This window comes from Acinetobacter sp. COS3, from assembly GCF_000475335.1.
Classification (GTDB): Bacteria; Pseudomonadota; Gammaproteobacteria; order Pseudomonadales; family Moraxellaceae; genus Acinetobacter; species Acinetobacter venetianus.
In genome coordinates this window covers 66,911-90,372 of record NZ_AXCD01000026.1, presented here as the reverse complement: position 1 = coordinate 90,372, position 23,462 = coordinate 66,911, and the positions used below count along the sequence as shown (strand labels likewise).

The 23,462-nt window shown below is 40.0% G+C and carries 24 protein-coding genes and 1 riboswitch; of the genes, 8 read left to right on the top strand and 16 right to left on the bottom strand.

The features are described 5' to 3' along the window. Positions 1-9: 9 nt before the first annotated feature. The 10 genes from IO68_RS27535 to IO68_RS27490 form a co-directional block, all read right to left on the bottom strand. Positions 10-858 carry a type II secretion system protein N gene (locus tag IO68_RS27535; RefSeq protein WP_007480175.1) on the bottom strand — a complete coding sequence of 283 codons (849 nt, stop codon included), beginning with the start codon at positions 856-858 and terminating at the stop codon, positions 10-12. Then, positions 858-1,601, bottom strand: coding sequence for a type II secretion system protein N (gene gspN, locus IO68_RS27530; RefSeq protein WP_007480176.1), 744 nt, complete (start codon positions 1,599-1,601; stop codon positions 858-860). Before gspN ends, IO68_RS27535 begins: the two co-directional genes overlap by 1 nt. Positions 1,602-1,779: 178 nt before the next feature. Next, positions 1,780-2,106, bottom strand: a complete 327-nt coding sequence (locus IO68_RS27525) for an H-NS family nucleoid-associated regulatory protein (protein ID WP_004876396.1) — start codon at positions 2,104-2,106, stop codon at positions 1,780-1,782. A 388-nt stretch (positions 2,107-2,494) separates the two neighbouring features. Beyond that, positions 2,495-2,932, bottom strand: a complete 438-nt coding sequence (locus IO68_RS27520; protein WP_023013655.1) for an acyl-CoA thioesterase — start codon at positions 2,930-2,932, stop codon at positions 2,495-2,497. 8 nt (positions 2,933-2,940) lie between these two features. Continuing rightward, entirely contained in the window at positions 2,941-4,134 is a 1,194-nt protein-coding gene (locus tag IO68_RS27515; protein WP_023013654.1) for a hypothetical protein, read from the bottom strand. Between the two features lie 6 nt (positions 4,135-4,140). Further along, on the bottom strand, positions 4,141-4,971 hold the full coding sequence (locus IO68_RS27510) for a hypothetical protein (protein ID WP_023013653.1): 831 nt from the start codon (positions 4,969-4,971) through the stop codon (positions 4,141-4,143). Then, positions 4,968-5,744 (bottom strand): uroporphyrinogen-III synthase, encoded by a 777-nt coding sequence (locus IO68_RS27505; protein ID WP_023013652.1) that lies wholly within the window; start codon positions 5,742-5,744, stop codon positions 4,968-4,970. Before IO68_RS27505 ends, IO68_RS27510 begins: the two co-directional genes overlap by 4 nt. Then, positions 5,744-6,661, bottom strand: a complete 918-nt coding sequence (gene hemC, locus IO68_RS27500; protein ID WP_023013651.1) for a hydroxymethylbilane synthase — start codon at positions 6,659-6,661, stop codon at positions 5,744-5,746. Before hemC ends, IO68_RS27505 begins: the two co-directional genes overlap by 1 nt. Positions 6,662-6,771: 110 nt before the next feature. After that, positions 6,772-7,512 (bottom strand): LytR/AlgR family response regulator transcription factor, encoded by a 741-nt coding sequence (locus tag IO68_RS27495; RefSeq protein WP_007480181.1) that lies wholly within the window; start codon positions 7,510-7,512, stop codon positions 6,772-6,774. 57 nt (positions 7,513-7,569) lie between these two features. Next, on the bottom strand, positions 7,570-8,712 hold the full coding sequence (locus IO68_RS27490) for a sensor histidine kinase (RefSeq protein ID WP_023013650.1): 1,143 nt from the start codon (positions 8,710-8,712) through the stop codon (positions 7,570-7,572). On the opposite strand from IO68_RS27490, the gene argH reads away from it, so the two are divergent. Together argH and IO68_RS27480 are read left to right on the top strand one after the other, a co-directional pair. Continuing rightward, entirely contained in the window at positions 8,703-10,136 is a 1,434-nt protein-coding gene (argH, locus tag IO68_RS27485) for an argininosuccinate lyase (RefSeq protein ID WP_007480183.1), read from the top strand. The two genes, IO68_RS27490 and argH, sit on opposite strands and share 10 nt — an antisense overlap. Before the next feature lie 9 nt (positions 10,137-10,145). Further along, complete coding sequence (locus IO68_RS27480; protein ID WP_004876381.1) at positions 10,146-10,418, top strand: oxidative damage protection protein; 273 nt, start codon at positions 10,146-10,148, stop codon at positions 10,416-10,418. 295 nt (positions 10,419-10,713) lie between these two features. Here IO68_RS27480 and phoU read toward each other — a convergent pair whose 3' ends face one another. Next, positions 10,714-11,436 carry a phosphate signaling complex protein PhoU gene (gene phoU / locus IO68_RS27475; RefSeq protein WP_004876380.1) on the bottom strand — a complete coding sequence of 241 codons (723 nt, stop codon included), beginning with the start codon at positions 11,434-11,436 and terminating at the stop codon, positions 10,714-10,716. A gap of 297 nt (positions 11,437-11,733) precedes the next feature. Between phoU and IO68_RS27470 the strand changes: the two genes are divergently transcribed. The 6 genes from IO68_RS27470 to gluQRS all read left to right on the top strand — a co-directional run bounded on the left by IO68_RS27470 (position 11,734) and on the right by gluQRS (position 18,087). Beyond that, positions 11,734-12,693 (top strand): hypothetical protein, encoded by a 960-nt coding sequence (locus IO68_RS27470; protein WP_227502891.1) that lies wholly within the window; start codon positions 11,734-11,736, stop codon positions 12,691-12,693. Positions 12,694-12,738: 45 nt separating this feature from the next. Continuing rightward, positions 12,739-12,872, top strand: a riboswitch (TPP riboswitch). 85 nt (positions 12,873-12,957) lie between these two features. Then, positions 12,958-14,853, top strand: coding sequence for a phosphomethylpyrimidine synthase ThiC (gene thiC, locus IO68_RS27465; protein ID WP_023013648.1), 1,896 nt, complete (start codon positions 12,958-12,960; stop codon positions 14,851-14,853). Between the two features lie 75 nt (positions 14,854-14,928). Next, the gene (locus IO68_RS27460) at positions 14,929-15,540 is read left to right on the top strand and encodes an NUDIX domain-containing protein (protein ID WP_004876374.1); all 612 of its coding nucleotides are present in this window, start codon (positions 14,929-14,931) and stop codon (positions 15,538-15,540) included. 21 nt (positions 15,541-15,561) lie between these two features. Then, positions 15,562-16,377, top strand: a complete 816-nt coding sequence (cpdA, locus tag IO68_RS27455; protein ID WP_004876370.1) for a 3',5'-cyclic-AMP phosphodiesterase — start codon at positions 15,562-15,564, stop codon at positions 16,375-16,377. A gap of 189 nt (positions 16,378-16,566) precedes the next feature. Beyond that, the gene (dksA, locus tag IO68_RS27450; RefSeq protein ID WP_004876369.1) at positions 16,567-17,100 is read left to right on the top strand and encodes an RNA polymerase-binding protein DksA; all 534 of its coding nucleotides are present in this window, start codon (positions 16,567-16,569) and stop codon (positions 17,098-17,100) included. 123 nt (positions 17,101-17,223) lie between these two features. After that, positions 17,224-18,087 (top strand): tRNA glutamyl-Q(34) synthetase GluQRS, encoded by an 864-nt coding sequence (gene gluQRS / locus IO68_RS27445; protein WP_023013647.1) that lies wholly within the window; start codon positions 17,224-17,226, stop codon positions 18,085-18,087. Between the two features lie 45 nt (positions 18,088-18,132). Here the strand turns inward: gluQRS and ftsW are convergent, their stop codons facing one another. The 5 genes from ftsW to IO68_RS27420 all read right to left on the bottom strand — a co-directional run bounded on the left by ftsW (position 18,133) and on the right by IO68_RS27420 (position 23,410). After that, positions 18,133-19,326, bottom strand: a complete 1,194-nt coding sequence (gene ftsW / locus IO68_RS27440; protein WP_004876364.1) for a putative lipid II flippase FtsW — start codon at positions 19,324-19,326, stop codon at positions 18,133-18,135. Between the two features lie 10 nt (positions 19,327-19,336). Continuing rightward, positions 19,337-20,695 carry a UDP-N-acetylmuramoyl-L-alanine--D-glutamate ligase gene (murD, locus tag IO68_RS27435; RefSeq protein WP_023013646.1) on the bottom strand — a complete coding sequence of 453 codons (1,359 nt, stop codon included), beginning with the start codon at positions 20,693-20,695 and terminating at the stop codon, positions 19,337-19,339. Positions 20,696-20,988: 293 nt separating this feature from the next. Next, on the bottom strand, positions 20,989-21,243 hold the full coding sequence (locus IO68_RS27430; protein WP_023013645.1) for a DUF6587 family protein: 255 nt from the start codon (positions 21,241-21,243) through the stop codon (positions 20,989-20,991). 56 nt (positions 21,244-21,299) lie between these two features. Beyond that, a complete protein-coding gene (feoB, locus tag IO68_RS27425; protein WP_023013644.1) occupies positions 21,300-23,153 on the bottom strand; it encodes a ferrous iron transporter B in 1,854 nt (617 codons plus the stop codon). Next, positions 23,150-23,410, bottom strand: coding sequence for a FeoA family protein (locus IO68_RS27420; RefSeq protein WP_007480191.1), 261 nt, complete (start codon positions 23,408-23,410; stop codon positions 23,150-23,152). Before IO68_RS27420 ends, feoB begins: the two co-directional genes overlap by 4 nt. Positions 23,411-23,462: the final 52 nt, after the last annotated feature.

The following is a 23,462-nucleotide window of genomic DNA, read 5'->3' as shown; positions in this document are numbered from 1 at the left end:
GTTCCATCACTAAAAACTTTGTTGTATGGTCATCACTTGATCACCACGTTTTATTTCTATTTTGGCATGTCCTTCACGACGCACTTGCTCTAGTAATTGTACATCACTGAGTCCTTGCCCTACTGTTTGACCGTTGATCGATAGAATACGATCACCTGAACGTAAACCCAAAGTGTTTTTTAAACTGATTGGTGTACGATCTGATATTTCATAGCCATCTGCACCACCACCGCTCACACCCATATTTTTTAAGTATTGTTCACGGTTTTCCTGCATTTGTTGGATGGCCTGACCTAAAGCAGATTGCGGTGTATTTTGCGTAGCTTGCTGAGGTGCAGAAGAAGGTGGTGCTGCATTATTCGTACCACCTAATACTGGCGCGATTGGTTGATACAATCCTTTATCTAAGCCTTTAAATTTCACTTCACGCGTTGCGCCATTACCTTGTCTCAAGATCACATGATCCCAGTAGACCTCAGCCAACTGATAAGACGTCGAACCAACTGTTTCGCCTACACGATAACGCTCTGCAATATCATTTAACTTAATTACCGCCGAAGACAAATAACTTGGATAACCAAGTAACACACCTTGTAACTCCAAATTGGCATTATCATCCGCGGAGGTTGTTGCAGGTTCGTTAAATAAAGCAAAAGAACTAATATTTGGGACTTGAGCTTGCTGCGAACCTAATTGCACTCGATCAAACTGCATCGGTTGTGGTGGTGCGATCACCCACCAAAATAATGATGCGAGTTTCCAACATAACCATAAAATTAATAATGCGAGAACCAAACCACTTAACTTATCTAATTTCTGCAAGCGTATTTGTTGCATTTTTTGAGTGATAACTTTCATTAGAAACCACCCTGCAATAACGGTTGGCGTGAGCTGACCACATAAGTGTCTAAACCCGCTTTACCTTGATAGGATGGAATATTAAGAAGCATTCGCTGGGTAAGTTGTACGTCCAACATTAAGCCAGCATCTAAACTGAGATTTGCCATTTTTTGGCTACGTTGATCACGAACATCTATTTGTAATTGTCCGTTTTCATCTTTCATTTCAGCAACTAAAGAAGGCATATTCATACGATCTTGGCGCTGACCGAATGTATAAGTCAATGCACCACCGCCCCAATTTAGCTGCCCTTCAGTTGCACTGAATCCTTTTTCTTTTTGATAATTCAACTGCACATCTTTTAACTGAATCGCATTTTCTGGCCATTGCCAGTTAGCGAAGTATTTTAAGGTTTCCGGTGAAATTTCACCTTGTAAATCCTTAATCATGATTTTTTGGCCTAGACCATAGCCAAAAACCCCATTGAATTGAGTATTGCCACTATGAATATCAAGATGAGCACCGAGGCGCAATAACAGCAAATCTAAAGGGCGTGTTTTCCAATGAACAGAACCACGCAATTGACCACGTTGCCAATCTGCCTGCCCTTGCCAAATGTTACCGCTGACATTATGTAATATTTGATTATTTTTTGAAAATTTCGCAATTAACCATGTCGCTGGAATCTGTAAAATAATAAAAATTAAAAATGCAAAAATGGCGAAAATCCACCATCTCCATTGCTTGGTCTTTTTTTTCATTCAACCCTTACCAACATGCAAAATATCATCCGTGTTGAGACACTCGCTCTATAAATGACATTATGCATACTTTTTCAACATCGCCAATTCTCTCATATAAAAAAACCAAGCTTTTTAAGCCTGGCTTTTAATGAAGGATAAAATCATCGTATGACAAAACGATGACTTTCAAACTTGATTAGATTAAGAAATCTTCAAGTTTTGCACCTTTTTCTAATTCTGCAACTAACCAGCGTGGTTGCTTACCACGACCAGTCCAAGTTTCTTCAGTATTATTTTTATTGCGATAACGTGGCTCTACAGCTTTACGTGTTGTTTTTTTACGCTTTTGCTCGCCTACTTCCAATAACTCTTCTACGCTAAAGCCAACTTTTTCAGCAATCGCGATAATTTGATTATAAGCATCTTCGATTGCCTGATCTTTTTTACTCGCAATTAAAGCTTCTGCTTCTGCTTGTAAACGCTTTAGATCTTCAACAGACAAATCACTAATATCTGGTTTCATTAGAACCACTCCAACTCAAAAAGGGGATATATCACTCAAAAATAAAAAATGAATTAAAAATTCAATTCAATATTAATTTATATACAATTAAATAATCAATATTAAAATAGTCGACTTAATCACAAGACCTCAATAAATCAGCCTATATTTACAATAAAGCTAAGAAAAACCCTAAATTTAAGTCAAAATATTTAATCAAACTTAAGAACTATAATAAAAAAATTTAACACTTGGTTATTATAAATATTAATTGAATCTTAATTTTTATGAAATATTTTACCTATTGGATAATTTATACAGTTACTATAATTTCTATTGACCATCAATAACAACTGTATAAATCTTCGCTATAAAAACACCAAAATAGACATAATAGTCTTTATAATTATTAATGAGATACTAGATTATGCCCAGCATTAGATTCGAGTTGAATAATCTTATTTCGGATTGAATCAGGAATATTGACTTTCTTTGAATCATGCTTCGTCACACAGACAAGTACAGCTTCTCCTGTAGCAACTACTTGGTTTTGTGCTTTGCTCCATAAGACATAATGCATACGAAAAGCACTATTCCTTAATTCCTCAATTCTCGCACCAATATGCAGCACATCTGGATAAAATACAGGACTTAAGTATTTACACTGACTAGATGCAACAACCGTCAATATATCTTGATCGAATATATTTAAAGCCATTAAATAAGCAATTCGGGCACTCTCAATATAACGATAATACTGTACATTATTTACATGTCCAAAAGCATCCATATCACCCCAAGCAATGGTTTGCTCATGAACAATAGGATAGACAGACAACTCTTTCATATTTACACTCATATCTTAAAATTAAGAAAATTAACATCATTTTCAAAGATTAAATTCAACTGTCTGATTAAATCAGGGTTGTCATCCAGAGTTGATTTAATCCGTAGATAACTCATTAGAATATTATCTGGATATAAAGCCAATAGCTGTTCTGCCTCAGATTTACGCTCAGTTGCCATATAAACATGCCATTTCGCAAATGTTAGCATCGGGACACTGGTATATTTTTGTTCAAGCTGAAGAATACGCTGCTCAACATAGGGATAATCTGGAATTTGCTTTAATAACTGCTGTTGAAACCAAAGATAAAATACTTCTGGGTCAAAATGCTCTTGCAATAAATGTAAAGCCAGATCAGCATGCTGAAGCCCCATTTCTGGCATACGTGCCAACAGTTTTAGCCATAATACTTTACTGCTGTATGGACGAAGCTGAATCTCTGATTGCAATGCCAAATAACGCTGTTGTAGCAGTGCTAAGTCATCCACTGAAGCCTGTTCAAACTGAATTAAGAGTTGCTGCAACCACAAGTCACGATGCTCTGCATCTAATAAACCATGCTGTGTTGTCTGCAAAAATATCCAAGGTTTTTGTAAGGCTAATTTCCCCCATAATGCAGTCATCCGCTGTTGATATGCATTTTCAATCTCGGTCAACCAAGGCGAAAGTTGGTGCTGAGATAAAAATTCGAGATGCGTCAGCGCTTTTTCAGTTTCTAGCCGTTCTAAAAAAATATCTATTCGTAACAATTCAGCCAATTCAAATGCCATCGATGCTGATTTATCGAGACTTTGTAAGGCAGTATCAAAATCTCCATTTCTATAATCGAACTGTGCATCAATAATATTACTCAGCAAGCCTGACTGAGCAAAAACGCGCTCAATAAAGACTTGTTGATCTTTAGCCGCATCTAACAGCCAGACAATACCCAATTGCTCATAGGGGTGAAGTTCTTTGAAATTTAAAACAGTCTCTTTTTTGCGCTGCTCTCTTACAAAGTAACGTTTACCAAACAACCATCCCAATTGCACCAACAAACTAATCACGATAAAGAGTGCAATCAGCCCCAAAGCACTACTTTGAAATTGCCAATCTCGCCAATAGATATAAACATAACCATTTCCGTAACCAAAACTCAGTACCGCAAAAGCTGCAAATATCAACAATGTTGCAAATAAATAGATCAGCAATAAATGTTTCATCGTTAATTATCCAAGCAAACCAAGTGTTGTAAGTTTTGGTGCAGGTACAGTAGGTAAATTTGAAATTTTTTCCAATTTCATTTTCATTTGCTGGCTATCTCGATCAGGCAGATTTGCCAATATCTGCATCACCTCTAAAATTGATTTTCGATATTCAGACATCTGATTGTGATGTAAAGCTTGAGATGCTAGCAATAAACGTAGCTGAGCTTCTTTTAAGATAATTGAACGGTTAATTAAATCTGGTGCGGCACGTTGCACTTTTTCAAAACTAAACCATTTCCACCAAGCCCGATTTTCACTTTTTACCTTTTGTACGGTTGGATTATCAATCTCGGCTTGTAAACGCTGATCCAGTTGCTGCAATAAGTTATCTAGCTGCTGCTGTTGCTGAGTTTGAGCTAAAACATACTGCTGAATGGCAAGACGATCTTGCTCTATCGCTTTCATTAAACTTTGTTGTAAAGCAGGAGCCACATTGTATTGAACGATTTGTTGTTGTAGTTGGTTGAGGTGCTCTAACGCATAAATAAACTGTTGTTGATCAATAGCAAACTGAACCAACTCTAAATGTTGCTTAATTAAAATAACAGGTGCAACACCCACCATCATCATCGGAGGTGGAATACTATTTTCAACAGGTTCTGCAGCGCGTCCACTCTGCACTTGGCGCTGTAAAGCTACAAATTGATCATTGAGTAAGGAATAACGTTGCTCAGTTTGGGCAAGTTGCTGTTGTAATTCAGGTGTTGTTTGAGAATATTGCGCGACATCATAACTAAGTTTTGCTAACCACAATAAACTTAGCAATAGAATCAAATAAACAATTTTTCTCATACCTTTCCTTGCCAGCAACGGATACGGTGAATAATCTCTGATGCAGATAACTTTTCAAGCTGAATAATGTTACTTGCTTGATTTAACAATGCTTGTGAATGTGTTAATAACTGTGTCAGTCGCTCACCAAGTGTCAAATAGATCCACTCTGCTTCTACTTGATTTTGTGAGGTTAATTGTTGCCAATTGTTCCAACTGGCTTCACTACTAATCAACACAGCAACCTGCTGATGAAACTCAATATTTTTTAAAATTGTAGGAATTTTTAGGACACTTAATTCAGGACACTGACGGCGATAAAGCACAAAATTGAGAACAGAAACCCCTTGTTGCTGTAATTGCTGCATCATGAATTGCCGCCCACCTAAACCACGCCAAAAAGCAATCTGTTTGAGCTGATCTTGTTGCTTTAAAATTGGTAAATCCAGCATGCCTTCAGAACTTTCTACCTTAGGAACGAGGCTTTCTATTTTAAATTTTGCCAATGCCTGTGCGGTTGCTTGCCCCACGGCAATCCACCGAATATGTGTTAACTGCACCAAATCAATGTTTGCTTGTTGCAGATATCGCATTCCAACCTCAACGGCTGTAGGACTCACCACAACAATCACTTGAGTTTGTTCAAGCTGCTGATAGAGCTGCTGCAACTCGATAGAAAATGGCACAGCTGTCAGTTCAAGCAATGGTAATGTTTCAACCTGATACCCCGCATCAACAAGAGCCTCTGTTAATGTAGAGGCTCTATCTTGTGGGCGAGTATTGATAAATAACATTAATAAAGCGCTTTGAGCAGTTCACCGGCGCCTTGCTCTAATAATCGTTGTGCGAGCTGCACACCCAATTGTTCAGCATTTTCCGCTGTGCCATCCAACTGTTCTTTCAGTAGCGTTTTACCATCAACACTGCCCACACGCCCTTCGATTTGCAAATGATTGTTCTGCAAAGTCGCATAACCCGCGATTGGGACTTGGCATCCGCCTTCTAAATAGGCATTGAATGCGCGTTCAGCACGCACACAAATCGAGGTTTCTTCGTGTTGTAAAGGTTGGATAAGCTTTAATAATTCATCATCATTTGTACGGCATTCTAGACCCAATGCACCTTGTCCCACCGCAGGTAAACTTACTACTGGTGTTAAACAGTGACGAATACGATCTTCTAATCCTAGACGCTTTAAACCTGCACTTGCTAAAATAATCGCATCATACAGACCATCATCTAGTTTCGATAAACGTGTGCCAACATTCCCACGCAGATCAATAATTTCCAAATCAGGACGTTGCTGTAAAATCTGACATTTACGGCGCAAACTTGAAGTCCCAACTTTGGCACCTTGCGGTAACTCATCAAAATGCTGATATTGGTTTGATACAAAAGCATCTAAAGGATCTTCACGCTCGCAGATCACCGCTAAACTCAAACCCTCAGGCAAGTGCATCGGCACGTCTTTCATCGAATGTACAGCCAAGTCAGCACGCCCATCGAGTAAAGCAGCCTCTAGCTCTTTTACAAATAAGCCCTTGCCGCCAATTTTAGCCAAGGGCGTATCAAGAATCTTGTCACCCTGCGTCACAAACTTAACCAATTCAACCGTTAAATCTGGATAAAGCGCATTTAAACGAGAACGAATATGCTCGGCCTGCCAAAGAGCAAGTGGGCTTTGTCGAGTTGCAATTTTTAGGGTTTTCATAAATCTAAGTTAAGTATTGATCAAAGCAATTGTTCCAAACTTAACTTGCTCATCTAAAATTGCAAGCAAAAAATCACAAAGTGTGCGCTATCCTACAGAAAACTGCCTGATTACAACTGATGCATACACTCTCGTAGACTTGGTAAGTGGCGACGACTCACCGACAAGCGCTCATCAAGTTCCCGCAACCGTACTTGATATTGTCCCGCAGCAACCAACTCCAGTCCTTCCAAATAATCTAAAGAAACGAGTGCATTACGATGAATCCGAATAAAACGATCCGAAAATTCAAGCTCTAAGTCTTTTAACGTCTCATCAATTAATACGCTGCCATTTTTATGGCGAACCGTAACGTATTTTTGATCAGCAAGAAAATAATAAACATTTTCCAGTGGAATGAGTTCGACCCCGCGATAAGTTTTCGCAGCAATTTGATGGCGTTGGGCTTTGGTATCGTACATATCGTCTTGTTGTTGTAAACCAGTCATTTGTGCTTGTGTTAATTGAGTTAAATTATTAAAAACCTGCTGTAAGTCTTGTTGTGCAACAGGTTTAAGCAAATATCCTTGTGCTTGAAATTTAAATGCTTCCAATGCATGTTGATCATATGCCGTGCAAAAAATAATTGCTGGACGCGGATTTAAACGGCTGAGTTGTTCAGCACATTCCAAACCATTCATCCCTGGCATTTGAATATCTAATAAAACGACATCGGGCGAGTCGTTTTCAATATGATTTAACACATCCTGCCCATGATGCGCCGTCGCAATCACTTCATGCCCCATTTGGGTCACTAAACGTGACAAACGCTCTACTGCGAGAGGTTCATCATCAGCAATCAGAACTTTCATCCTCTCCTCCTTGTCACCGTTAACTTCATCCATATTTTTTATGGTTAACTCGACTTATTATTTTACTCGATAGTGGTAACTCACCACAGTCGTATATAAGGACGCTCCCCCATAGACCTGAAACTTCACCGACCGCCCATAATAAGCTTTCAAGCGTTGTTCCACATTTTCTATCGCAATACCATTCCCTTTTCTCGATTTTATTTTATCGTGAGAATAAGGGTTAGTAATGACTATACTGACTTGATTTTGCAATATTTCAACCAATACGCTGATTGTAGATGGCTGCAAAACCGATTCCACCCCATGAAAAATACTATTCTCTAGCAAAGGTTGCAACGTTAATAATGGAATCGTCACCCGTTTTAATTCAATTGGTGTCGCTTGTATGTTCCATTCTACATTTAAACGCTCACCCAAACGCATTTTTTCTATACTTAAATACTGCTGACAGAGGTCAATTTCCTCATCCAAACTCACCAATTTCAATTCTTGAAAACTCGCTCTAAATAACCGCGATAAATTGATTAGCATGTTTTCGGCTTTATCAGGATCAATCGCGATCAAACTCACCACACTATTTAAACTATTAAATAAAAAATGTGGATGGATTCTAGCCTGCATTGCCTGAATACGCGCATTCAGCTCACTGTACTGCTGGTTAAGCCATTGTTCCCGCATATATAAATAGCGCAAACAGAATGCACCTAGCAAGACTCCATAGCCCAAATGCAAGCTCGCACCATGAAACAGAATTTCTTCAGAGAACTGACTCGAACGTGTCGCCCAAAATTGAATAATATTCACCGCACAAGTAGTAAATAACACAATCATCTGAAGTAAAAGAAAACCAAGTGTTAATGCAACTTTCTGGCTAAATTTGGCAAAAAATTCTTGGAAATAATCCACAAGCGCAGAAAAAGATAAAATCACCCAGTTAATAAAAAACATGAATTGTAAAAATCGAAGCCATTCTAATGCTTCCCACGAGCGTGCTTCTGCAAGCGCTAAAACCATCGCTAAAACGTTACTTGCAACAATTAATTCTAATAAGTGTTGCCATTGGCCAATTTTCGTAAAAAAATAAGACCCTGATGAATTCATCTGACGAGATTGCGATAACTTCTTACGTCGAGTTTCGGCAACTGCGTTTGGATTTGCTATACTCTTTTTTATTTTACTGAGCCGCCATGACCACATCTTCTCAATCCTCATCTTCAGCAAGCCCTAATCAAACCTCTGGTATGTGGGGCGGTCGCTTCTCTGAAGCAACAGATGCTTTTGTTGCAGAATTTACAGCATCTGTGCAATTTGACCAACGTTTTTATAAACAAGATATTGCTGGTTCAATTGCACATGCAACGATGCTCGCTAAAGTCGGTGTACTTACTGAAGCTGAACGTGATGACATCATTCAAGGTTTAACGACGATTAAAGCAGAAATTGAAGCGGGTAACTTTGAATGGCGCATTGACCTAGAAGACGTGCACATGAACATTGAGTCGCGTCTGACTCAACGTATTGGCATTACAGGTAAGAAACTTCATACAGGTCGCAGTCGCAATGACCAAGTTGCAACAGATATTCGCTTATATCTACGTGATGAAATTGATGACATTTTAGGTTTGCTGCTACGTTTACAAAAAGGCCTTCTCAGCTTAGCAAGCCAAAATACCAATACCATCATGCCTGGTTTTACGCATTTACAAACAGCTCAGCCTGTAACTTTTGGTCATCACTTATTAGCTTGGTTTGAAATGCTGGTACGTGATACTGAGCGCTTACAAGACTGTCGCAAACGTGTCAATCGTATGCCTCTCGGCTCAGCAGCTTTGGCAGGCACAACCTACCCGATTGATCGCGCCTATACTGCAGAACTTTTAGGCTTTGAAGCTGTTTCAGAAAACTCATTAGATGCAGTTTCTGACCGCGACTTTGCAATTGAATTTAATGCAGCAGCGTCGTTAATCATGATGCATTTATCACGTATGTCTGAAGAGCTCATTTTATGGACTTCAGCACAGTTCAAATTCATCAACATTCCTGATCGTTTCTGTACTGGCTCATCAATCATGCCACAGAAGAAAAATCCAGATGTTCCTGAGTTAGTACGTGGTAAATCTGGTCGTGTTTTTGGTGATTTAATTAGCTTACTGACACTCATGAAAGGTCAGCCTTTGGCGTATAACAAAGATAACCAAGAAGACAAAGAGCCACTATTCGATGCGATTGATACTGTCCGTGGTTCATTGATGGCGTTTGCTGACATGGTGCCAGCATTAGTACCAAATATTGAAATTATGCGTGAAGCTGCATTACGTGGTTTCTCCACAGCAACAGACCTTGCTGACTATCTTGTGAAGAAAGGTGTTGCTTTCCGTGATGCACATGAAATCGTAGGTAAGGCTGTTGCGCTCGGTGTTGCCGAAGAGAAAGATTTATCTGAATTAACACTTGAACAACTTCAACAGTTCTCTGATCTCATTACAGCAGATGTGTTCGATAAAGCACTCACCTTAGAAGCTTCTGTGAATGCGCGTGATCACATTGGTGGCACCGCACCTAAACAAGTTGAAGCTGCAATCGCTCGTGCACACACTCGCCTAGAACAGCTATACGCTTAAGGATTTATGATGACTAGACAAGTATTTTGCCGTAAGTATCAAAAAGAATTAGAGGGCTTAGACTTTGCACCTTTTCCAGGAGCAAAGGGTCAAGAGCTTTTTGAGACTGTATCGAAACAGGCTTGGCAGGAATGGCTAAAACACCAAACCACGCTCATCAATGAAAAACGCTTAAATGTGTTTGAACCTGATGCAAAAAAATTCCTTGAAGAGCAACGTGAGAAATTCTTCAACAATGATGAAAGCGTTGAGAAAGCAGAAGGTTGGACTGAGCAAAAATAAGCACTTAGTCTAATTTTACTGGTAAAAAGAGAGCTGTTTTTCAGCTCTCTTTTTACGTGATATTTACACTAGTAATAAAGCATTACAGAGTATACACACTTGTCTACATGACACTTAAATCAACTCGATCTATATTTGTATTCAGAAAGACAAAGAGATACACCGATATCTCACGTAATGCATGATATTTCTCTCCCAGACTTTTCCCCCGAAGTCTGGGATTTTTTTATTTTAAATTTACCGATAAAAAAAGCCGCAGAATAATCTACGGCTCGATATTATTTTCATTTTCCAATTATTTTTGATTTACTTTCTGCTCAATCTCTTCAATGCTGGTATGACGAACATCCATCCCTTTCGCCATATAAATGACTTGTTCAGAAATATTACGAGCATGATCACCAACACGCTCAAGCGCACGCAACACCCACATCACATTCATCACACGCGAAATATGGCGAGGATCTTCAATCATATAAGTCATCAAGGTACGTGTTGCAGATTGATATTCACGGTCAATATCAGCATCTGCCATAACAACTTTGAGCGCTTGATCCACATCTAAACGAGCAAAAGCATCTAGTGCATCATGGATCATGACACGGACTTGGTTGCCAATATGACGCGTTTCCATATAACCACGAGGAGACTCACCTTCCTCACAAAGGTTTTGTGCAATACGTGCAATTTTTGCAGCTTCATCGCCGATACGCTCTAAATCGGTATTGGCTTTGCTCATCGCAATCACCATACGCAAATCGATTGCAGCTGGATGACGACGTGCCAAAATTAAAGTCAAACCCTCATCAATATCACGTTCATATTGATTGACCGTATTATCTTTAAATTGAACGTCGATTGCTAAATTTGCATCTGTATCGAGCAAAGAATGAATTGCATTGGCAACCTGCTGTTCAACCAATCCCCCCATTGTCATAAATTTAGTGTGCACAGCTTGTAAGTCTTCATTAAATTGTGAAGAAATATGGTGACTTAACACAGGATTACTTGGACTCACAGTATGCCTCCACTAGACACATGGAAAAATGATTGGTGATTAAAACATAATAATGATGAAAGTTTTATGACAATCAATCGCTAGATTTCATGTTTATAAACTTGTCATTATAATCACGTCAACACAACAATATAGAAATAGATAAAGAACTTTATGATGCGTATTTTCAACATATGTTTGTTATGCACCGTCTTCATCACAGGATGTCAGAAAACACCCCAAAATGCTATTGAAAACGAGCAGCAACAAAAACAACCTTCAGTTAAAAGCAAATCAACAAATCATGAATGTCAAAGTTTGAGCCAAAATATTGAAAAGATTGGCCGTAGCAGTACCGTTGAGTCACTCACTCAGGTTAATACTCAATTAAAGAAATGTATGACTCAAGCTGACAATACACAACAATTAAAATGGTTAGATGATTCAACAAAAATGTACAAACGTTTCTTGGATTCGGATGCAGATGCGAAAAGTTTGGATGCGCTTTCAGAGTACTCATATAGCATTTTAGATAACGAAAATAATCATCCAGACCATCGCACATCAACAATCCAAGTGGGCAGTCAGGAGCTATTTAAAAAATTAGCAAAGAGAGATCAATATTTACTCAAACATCAAGGTCAAGCCTATATTGAGTTTCAATATATTGGTGAAGGTGTTTTTGAATATCGAAGACAGCCTCAATATATCCTTGATATTTTCGCTCCCGCTTTACCTATAGACCAACAGCGGTTTGTCAAACAAATGGCAAAGGATAACCAAGATATTCTCTACAACGATGCTGCATTAACTATTTCTTGGAATGAATTAGTGAATCGAGCATTGTTTTGGGAAAACTACTTAAAACAATATCCAAACGCTAAATTCAAAACAGATGCTCAAAGTTTACTAGACGAGTATCGTTACCTGATCTTTCTAGGAGTAGACAATAGCCCTGTTTCGGATGAGTTTGCTCCAAATAAATGGATTGATCCAGATGCCTTAGCCTCAATTAAAGCCTTAGCAAAACGCACAGACACCAACCTTGCTTCTACTGCACAAAAATTCTTGGATTTTATCGCGACACCAATAGAGCAGCGATCTGAGAAGTTTCAAATTGTCAGTGACTCAGACATTCATGAGACTTCAGCAACAAGTGAGAGTCATGAAACACCGAATCCATATGAGCAATTAAAATCGTTATTGCAGCTTTCCTCACCTTGGGAAAAGGAGCGTCAAAAAGACTGTCACGTTGATGCGATTTGCATTCAAATTTGACGAGAATTAAACAAGCATTTTTTTTTAAATCTGCTAAGCTTTGGACATTGCTTGACGGAGCGCAGTTAACAAACTGCTGAGATTGTCTTAATACTGAGGTCACACCTCTGGATTTAAAGATGAGTACCGTTGAACCTGATCAGGTTAACACCTGCGTAGGAATCAAGCCCAACAAAAAACTTAGCCTTTATTTATCATAGAGATAAATCCGCCATTGTTTTTGGTCGTGCTTGATTCGTTAATGCCATACATAAGGATCATGCCATGAACCAATTAACGAATCTTTCCCCTGCTGATATTTCTGCTCAACATGAGCAAGACGCTAAAGATTTAACCCGTATATTACCTGCTTCGCGCAAAGTGTATGTTGAAGGTTCTCGCCCTGACATCCAAGTTCCGTTTCGTGAAATTAGTTTGACTGAAACACCAACAGGCTTAGGCGGTGAACATAATCCACCTGTGATGGTCTATGACACCTCTGGTGTCTATACTGACCCAAGCATCGAAATCGACCTTAATAAAGGCTTACCTTCTGTCCGCCAAACGTGGATCGAAGAACGTCAAGATACCGATGTACTGACAGGGTTAAGCTCTGAGTTTGGTCAAGCGCGTTTAAAAGATATTCGTACCGCAGACATTCGCTTTGCACATATTCAAAATCCTCGCCGCGCCAAAGCTGGAAAGAATGTCACGCAAATGCACTATGCCAAACAAGGTATCATCACGCCTGAAATGGAATATATTGCGATTCGTGAAAATCAGCGTCAATCTGAAGGTGTTGATATGCGTCAACATGAAGGTCAAAACTTTGGTGCACAGAATCTAAAAGAGATTACGCCTGAATTTGTCCGTCAAGAAATTGCTGCGGGTCGTGCCATTATTCCTGCCAATATTAACCATCCAGAATGTGAACCAATGATTATTGGTCGCAATTTCTTGGTTAAAATTAATGCCAATATTGGTAACTCAGCACTTGGCTCTTCGATTGATGAAGAAGTTTCTAAAATGACGTGGGCAACCCGTTGGGGCGCTGACACCATTATGGACTTATCGACTGGCAAGAATATTCACGAAACACGTGAATGGATTATCCGAAATTCGCCAGTTCCAATTGGTACGGTTCCGATTTATCAAGCTTTGGAAAAAGTCGACGGCGTTGCTGAAGATCTCACATGGGAAATCTTTAAAGACACCTTGATTGAGCAAGCCGAGCAAGGCGTAGACTATTTTACAATCCATGCGGGTGTGTTACTTCATTATGTACCAATGACCGCGAATCGCCTTACTGGCATCGTGTCTCGTGGTGGTTCAATCATGGCACAATGGTGCTTAGCGCATCATGAAGAAAACTTCCTCTACACGCATTTCGACGAAATTTGTGAAATCATGAAAGCTTATGATGTGTCATTCAGCTTAGGGGATGGGTTACGCCCAGGTTGTGTTCAAGATGCCAATGATGAAGCACAATTTAGTGAACTTAAAACGCTGGGTGAATTGACACATCGTGCATGGGAACATGATGTACAAGTGATGATCGAAGGTCCGGGACATGTGCCAATGCATATGATCAAAGAAAATATGGATCTACAACTTGAAGTCTGTAAAGAAGCGCCGTTCTATACGCTTGGACCACTCACTACAGATATCGCTCCGGGTTATGACCATATTACCTCTGCGATTGGTGCTGCGATGATTGGTTGGTATGGTACAGCGATGCTTTGCTATGTCACGCCGAAAGAGCACTTAGGTTTGCCAAATAAGAAAGATGTTAAAGATGGCATCATTACTTATAAAATTGCAGCTCATGCAGCCGACTTAGCCAAAGGTCATCCGGGTGCTCAAGTTCGTGACAATGCTTTATCTAAAGCACGTTTCGAGTTCCGCTGGGATGATCAGTTCAATCTGAGCTTAGACCCTGATACAGCACGCAGTATGCATGATGAAACACTTCCGAAAGAAGCACATAAATCAGCGCATTTCTGTTCAATGTGCGGACCTAAATTCTGCTCGATGAAAATCACACAAAATGTGCGAGATTATGCTCAAAATCAACACAATGCCAAGCAGTCAAATGATGCAGAAACAGATGTTGAAGCAGGTCTCAATGCCATGAAAACCGCTTATCAGGAACATGGTCAAAAACTGTACCACAAAGTGTAAATCGACTAAAAAAAGATTTTCCCGCGAATCATTCTCGGTTAGGATGAGATATGTACAATCTCATCCTGATTGAAGATGACCATTCTTGACCACGCCAGCTATTCAGCATCCGACGTTACGATAGAATCTCGAGAGTTTTTATTTCGAGGATTCATTCAAGTTGAGAAAGTAAATATTCGACATCGATTATTTAATCGCTCGGATTATTCACCTTTGATTCAACGTGAACTCGTACATCGTCCAGAAGCCGCTGGCGTTTTATTATATGATGATCAACAACAGCGCTTTGCATTGATAGAACAATTTCGTATTGGTGCGTTGAATGACGTTGAATCAGCATGGCAACTTGAAGTGATTGCTGGTGTACTTGATGGAGATGAATCTCCTGAAACATGTATTCGCCGTGAAAGTTTAGAAGAATCAGGTTGTGAAATAAAAGAATTACAACATTTATTTAGCTTCTACCCTTCTGCTGGCGCATGTTCAGAATTCTTTCATCTCTATGTGGCAGAAGTAGATCTACCTTTAACAGGTGGAATCTTTGGTATGCCAGATGAAGGCGAAAATATTCAACTTCATTTATTTGATTATTCTGAGTTAACACTCTTATTAAAAAACGGGCGTTTGAGAAATGCACCTGTGATCATGGCATTACAGTGGCTTGCTCAACATTTACAACAACGATAAAAATCTGAAGGGGGTAAGACTGTGACTTTTCAAGTCTCAACATTATCACAAAAAGATTTTGTGATGGTACAGATTACCGATACACACTTATTAGAGTATCCGCATTTGGAATTTGTCGGGATGCAACCTGAGCAAAGTTTCCGTGCAGTAATCGACTTGATGCGCCAACAGCACTCTGAAATTGACCTAATCGTCCATACTGGTGATTTAGCACAAAATCCAACACCCGTGACGTACCATCGTTATCTCGAACATATGAATACCTTGGGAATTCCATTTTTTCATACACCGGGAAATCATGACGATGTAGCCTATTTTCCATTTCATGAAACAGAACCGACCAAACCGACCGTTGTTGAAGTAGGTAACTGGCGCATCATTTTATTAAACAGCGCGCAACCAGAACGTATCGATGGGAAAATTGCAGACATTCAATTACAGCAACTCACTCAATTACTAACTGAGTTAAAAGATTGTTATGTGATTATTGCATGTCACCATCATCCGTTTGCAATGCAATCAGCTTGGATTGATCAACATAAACTCAAAAATTCTTCTGATTTATTAGAGACGATCGAGCCATTTAATAATGTTAAAGCAATTGTATGTGGGCATGTGCATCAGGATTCGATCAATACTTGGCAAGGCGTAGAATTCTTATCTACACCTTCGACATGCATCCAGTTTAAGCCAAAAAGTGACAAATTTGCTTTAGACGAAGAACACCCTGGTTATCGCTATATCCGACTTAAATCCAATGGTGAAATAGAAACTCAAGTCTATAGACTATCAAATTCGCAGCGGATGAGTAGTTCTGAAGTTTTAGGCTATGACTAAACTTTTGATTACAAATCACATCCTAGATTTCTCACGAAATCTAGACAGGAATGACTACCATCTTGCTCAAAAACTCTATATGATGTCGACCCTTGATGGGAAAAACCATCTTCGGTTTCTATAAAAACACTTGCATATCACCATATTTTTTGCGTATAGATAGTACGTGTATGATGAGGAATGCCCTATATGGCGAATGACAACCAAAATCAAGTCTTGGACGAACAGACAGCAGTGATCGACGATCAAAAATCGACTGTAAAACGTGTACGCAAAACCAAACCAAAAGCTTCTGAAGGCGGTACAACTGCTAGCTTGTTTGGAATCGAACCTTATCAGCCGAAAAAAAATGAAGAATACATGTCTGATGGACAACTTGAGCATTTCCGCCAAATCCTAAATGCATGGAAAGCTGAGTTAATGTCTGAAGTTGATCGCACATTGAATACAATGCAAGATGAATCAAGTGCACTACCTGATGTCAATGACCGAGCAACTCAAGAAGAAGAGTTTGCGATTGAGCTACGTACACGTGATCGTGAGCGCAAACTTATTCGTAAAATCGAACAATCTCTTGAAACAATTCAAAGCGGTGATTATGGTTTCTGCGAAACCTGTGGTATCGAAATTGGTTTGCGTCGCTTAGAAGCTCGACCAACAGCAACTCAATGTATCGATTGCAAAACTTTGGCTGAAATCAAAGAAAAGCAAAATAACGGTTAATAATCCCACCCGGCCTCCCTTTAAAAAGGGAGGAGTACTGAAAATTTATAATGTTTGAGTACTCTCCTCCTTTATAAAGGAGGGGTCTGGGGGAGAATTAAAAAACACGACCATTCAATCTTTATGTCTTATATCGGACGATTTGCACCCTCGCCAACTGGCCCTTTGCATTTTGGCTCGCTGCTAACAGCCGTTGCGAGTTATTGTGATGCTAAAGCCAACCATGGTAAATGGTTGGTTCGTATCGAAGATACAGATATCCCTCGTATTTATCCAAATAGTGAAACGCATATTCTGTCTTGTATTGATGCATTTCAATTCGAACCAGATGCCGAAATTATTTTTCAAAAAGACCGTTTAGATATTTATGAGCAAGTGCTTGAACAACTCAAGCAATCACAAGACATTTACGCTTGCCAATGCACACGGAAAATGTTGGGCTCAAATCATATCTATGTCGGTACTTGCCGTGATTTGAATCTCGATTTTGAGCAACAAGCCATTCGCCTAAAAGTATCAGATCAACAGATTTGTTTTGATGATCGCTTACAAGGTCAACAATGCTCAAATTTAAAATATGATCTCGGTGATTTTGTCTTAAAACGACGAGATGGCATTATCAGTTATCAACTTGCCGTCGTTGTAGATGATTATCTACAAAAGATCACGCATGTCGTTCGTGGCGCAGATTTACTCGACAATACTGTTCGACAAATTTGGCTTGGGTCATTACTTGACTATCCCAAGTTAAGCTATATGCATCTCCCATTGGCAATGAATGGTCAAGGCCAAAAATTATCAAAGCAGAATCTCGCTCAAGCCTTAGACATCAATAAAGCACCTGAATTACTTAGTGCAGCAATTCTTGCCTTAGGTCAGTCTATGGTTGAGCTCGATCAACCTCGAATAATGCTACAACAAGCTATTCAACAATGGGATGTAGAACGTATTCCCAAAGGCATTTATTTAAATGACATCTATCAATAAGCAATAAAAAAGCCCTGAATTCAGGGCTTTTTGAATTTAATGCGATTAGAAGTTTGATTCTTCTTTCACTGGATTCAACTCTTGCGTTGACGCATCAATTTTTAAAATCAGACTAATCATCGCAGCACACATCATCAGAGATGTACCACCATAACTAATGAATGGTAACGTTAAACCCTTAGTCGGCATTAAACCCATATTCATGCCCGCATTCACCAGAATTTGCAGTAAGAAAATAATGCTGATTCCATAAGCCAAATAACCTGCACGCAGGTAGTTATGTTGTAAGGCACGATGTCCGATGCGAATACAGCATGCCAACATAGTAAATGACAAAACCATCACTGTCGTTACGCCGAAGAATCCAAACTCCTCACCTAAAACAGCCAACATAAAGTCGGTATGTGCTTCAGGAAGGTAGGAAAGTTTTTGCACACTATGACCTAACCCCGTACCAAACCATTCACCACGACCAAATGCCATCAATGCATTGGATAACTGATATCCAACACCTAATGGGTCAGCCCAAGGGTTGGTAAATGAAATAAGACGCTGGAAACGGAAAGGCTCAAAGATAATCAGTGCACTAATCCCTGCGAGAATTGCACCAAGCATAATTAAGAACTGGGTTGCAGGTGCGCCAGCCAAGAAGAACACACCCACCATCATTAAAACAATAACAACGGTTGCCCCTAGATCTGGCTCTGCCACGATAAAACCAACCGTAAGTGCCATCACACCACTTAGACGAAGTAAGCCTTTCCAATGCGTTCTAACCTCTTTCGCACGGCGCACAACGTAATCTGCCGTGAAAATAGCCATAACGATTTTGGCAATTTCTGTCGGCTGTAAAGTAAAGCCACCGACTTTAATCCAACGATGCGAACCATTGACCTCTGTGCCTACAACCAAAACTGCCAATAACAGCACCATGGTAACCAACCATAAAGGGAAGGCATTTTTGAACCAGATATTTAAAGAAACACGATACGTCAAAAAAGCAACGACAGCTGCAACAACAATTGAAATACCATGACGGATCAAGAAGTAAAATGGATTCTCATGAATATACTCTGCATAAGGCATAGATGCCGATGCCACCATGACAGAACCAAAACAAAGTAAAGAAATCACACAAAAAATCAGAATATTGCGTGGTGTCATTTCAGCAGGAAGTTTAGGCAACCGATTAAATAATCGTGAAATCTTCTGCACTGTATTTTGGGCTAAATCAGCCATACTTCAGTTCCTAGTTTTTATTTTCATTCAAGGCATTTACACATGCCACGAATTGATGTCCACGATCATTATAGCTTTTGAACATATCAAAGCTAGCACAAGCTGGCGAGAGTAAAACAACATCCTCAGCTTGCGTAACTGTTTGAGCAAGCTCAACAGCAGCTTTGAGCGTATCAGCATGCTGAATGATTGTTGTACCTTGGATGGCTTGCTCAATTATCGCGGCATCTTCACCGATCAGAATGACATTTTTGACATATTTTTGTATCGCATCACGCAATGGACGGAAGTCTTGACCTTTACCCTGCCCACCTAGAATCAATGCAAGTTTACCTTTTTTTACTTCAATCGCAGCGCCCAAACCATCAATCGCAGCGAGCGTTGCACCAACATTGGTACCTTTAGAATCGTTGTAATATCGGACGTTATCGACTGTTTTCACAAACTCACAGCGATGCTCCAAACCTTTAAAGGTTTTTAATGTGTTCAGCATCGATTGCATATCTAAACCAACTGCTTCGCCTAATGCCAAACATGCTAAAGCATTCGCGACATTATGCATGCCCTGAATATACATTTCAGAAGTTTTCAATAAACGTTCACGGCCTCGTGCCAACCACATTGTACCGTCTGCATCACGAAGTACACCATACTGATTTAGATCAGGCGCATTGAGACCAAAACTTTGCATTGGCGTAACATCTGGAACCAGCGGACGACTGAGATTATCATCACGGTTAAACACCACTTTTTTCACACCTTGGAAAATACGATGTTTAGCTTTGTGATAACCCAACATGTCACCATGACGATCCAAGTGATCCTCACTCATATTAAGCACAACTGCAACTTCTGCATTTAAATGCGAAGTCGTTTCAAGCTGAAAACTTGAAAGCTCCAAAACAATCAGCTCAGGCTGATCTTGCAAAAGATCAAGCGCAGGACGACCAAGATTTCCACCTACAGCAACTTTTTTACCCGCATCTTCTGCCATTAAGCCAACCAAAGTCGTTACAGTACTTTTTGCATTGGAACCAGTAATCGCAATAATTGGCACATCCGTTGCACGGCGTAAAAGTTGGATGTCACCTACAACAGGAATACCCGCCTCAATTGCCTGTTGAATTTCTGGAAGCTGTGGCGCAAGTCCTGGACTTAAAATAATTTCTTCCGCTTGTAGCAAAAGCTCTGTATCTAATTTCCCAAAGCTCGTTCGAACGCCAGCAGGAATTTGATCATGACCCGGTGGAGTCTCTCGAGAGTCTGTTACTGCAACTTGGTAGCCCTGTCCATGTAGAAAGTTTACAGCTGATACGCCAGAGATTCCCAAGCCAGCCACAACTTTTAATCCACCACGTTGTATTAACATTTTTGCCCCATTTGATTACAGATCACAGAATGGCAAAAATGTTAGCACTTTACTGTTTTAAATGCTTTTTCAGTTTTAGTTTTATTCCGTCTTTTTTGTGTCAGTGAGTAAAACAGAAGCGATCCTTAGCCACTTCGATTTCTTCATGGTTTATGAAGCTTCATAAATGAAGTTTTAGCTTAATTAAATTCAAAACCATCTTCTTTTTTAAAACTTCTTTTATTTAGATCTATTTTATTTTTTCAGCATAAAAAAATACCCATATCAAATATGGGTATTTATCATTTTGTTTATTATCGCCATTTCACTGTTTGCACAGCTTCAGTAGTTTTGCTGTCATTTTTTTCATCGACAGCACATCCACAACTACCACCACAGCCTACTACCACTTTGGGTTTAAGCCATTTTGCCAAACTATTCCAGCCGAATTGCTGGCAGATATTCGATAGTCCTAAAAATGCAGAGTTCGCAGTCTGAGGGAACACTTTTTTAAAGACAACGATAGTACTCCACAGCACCAATACAGCAACAATTAAGTATTCAAACATAAGCGTCTCTCCAATGATTCCCTCCCTCTTTTAAAGGGAGGTGTAGTGGGATTTCATTACCCCCAAATGCGTGATGCGATTTGGTAGGTAAAGAAAGACATTAAATAAGCTAAACCAAACAAATAAGCAGTCATCACTGCGACATGCTTCCAAGAACCTGTTTCACGGCGAACAGTTGCCAGTGTTGCTAAGCAGTGTGGCGCATAAACAAACCAAACCAGCAACGATAAGCCTGTAGCTAAAGACCAACCTGAGCCATCAGCACTGATTAAATGCGCTAAGCCTTGAGCAACGGCATCATCATCAGCACCAGATAAGGCATAAACCGTTCCTAATGCAGCAACCACAACTTCACGCGCCGCCATTGCAGGAATCAAGGCAATACAGATCTGCCAATTGAAACCGAGCGGAGCAAAAATTGGTTGCATCACATGCCCTAACATCCCTGCAAAACTATAATCAATCGCTGGCTGTGTCGCACCATCAGGTGCTTGAGGAAAGGTACATAGGAACCAAAGCAAGATTGAAAGTGCAAAGATAATTCCACCGACACGCTTCAAGAAGATCTTGCCGCGATCAAGTAAACCAATACCCACACTCTTTAAATCTGGAATACGATAACTTGGCAGCTCAAGCAGTAATGCATGCTGTGATTTATCTTTCTGCAAAAATTTCATCACAAATGAAACACACAATGCGCTCACGATGCCTACCATATACAAACCGAACAACACCAAACCTTGCAGGTTAAAGATTCCCCACACGGTTTGACTTGGGATAAATGCAGCAATTAATAAAGCATAAACGGGTAAGCGTGCCGAACAGGTCATGAGTGGTGCAACCATAATCGTGGTAAAACGATCACGCGGATCACTAATACTACGTGTTGCCATAATTCCCGGCACTGCACAGGCAAAACTTGAAAGCAAAGGGATAAATGCTCGACCACTTAAGCCTGCTTTAAACATCAACTTATCGAGTAAGAAAGCTGCGCGTGGTAAATAACCAGATTCTTCCAACACTAAAATGAAGAAGAATAAGATCAAAATCTGTGGCAAGAACACCACCACACCGCCTGCGCCCGCAATAATACCGTCAACCACAAGACTTTGAAGCAATGGTTGCGTAATGTGTTCACCTAAAGCTTCACCTAACCAACCAAAGAAGCCTTCAATACCATCCATGAAGGGTGCAGCCCAAGCAAATACCGCTTGGAAAACGATAAACATCATCACAGCTAAGCTGAGCAAGCCCAGCACAGGATGCAAGAAAATGCGATCTAAGAAATCTGTACGCTTATCTTCCTGATCAACGAAGTTCACCACATCTTTAAAAATCGTTTCGATTTTCTGATGGTGTTCACCCGTTAAACCACTGAGTTCTGTTTGCGGAGCGGTATATTTTTCTTGATCCAAGGCATGCAGTAAGTTTTCGATCCCTGTATTACGCACAGCCACTGTTTCCACAACAGGTACACCAAGGCGTTCAGACAGTTTTTGCGTATTGATCTGGATGCCACGACGACGCGCTTCATCCATCATGTTCAACACCACAAGAATTGGTCGACCCAATTCAATCATTTCAAGCACTAAACCCAAGTGCAACTTTAAGTTTGTCGCATCAACCACACACAAAAAGGCGTCTTGTTGTCCTTCCTCAGCAATTTTACCTTGGCAGACATCACGCGTGATCTCTTCGTCAGGACTCGTCGCAAGTAAACTATAAGTGCCTGGTAAATCAAGAACACGTACGCCTTTGCCTGAAGGAAGCTGAAAATGACCGACTTTACGCTCAACGGTAACACCCGCATAGTTGGCAACTTTTTGGCGTGTTCCAGTAAGGTGGTTAAATAGAGAAGTTTTACCGCAGTTTGGATTTCCCACAAGGGCAACACGTAACGCATCACTCATGCAGGTGCTCCTTCAACTTGAATTTCAATTTTTTCAGCTTCAGTTTTACGTAATGCAAAGCGTGTAAAACCAATTTGGATTAGGATCGGATCGCCACCAAAAACGCCTTTGGTAATGACTTGTACTTGTGTACCAGGAACAAAGCCTAAACTTTCTAAACGAATCGCCACTAAATCTGGCTGTTCAGAGTCATCAACCAAGCGATTTACCTTAGTAATCATCGCCGTTTGCTTGACTTTTAATGCTGACAATCGCACCGCTACTAACCCTAAAATCTTTTATCTTAGTATACATACAAATGAGAATAAT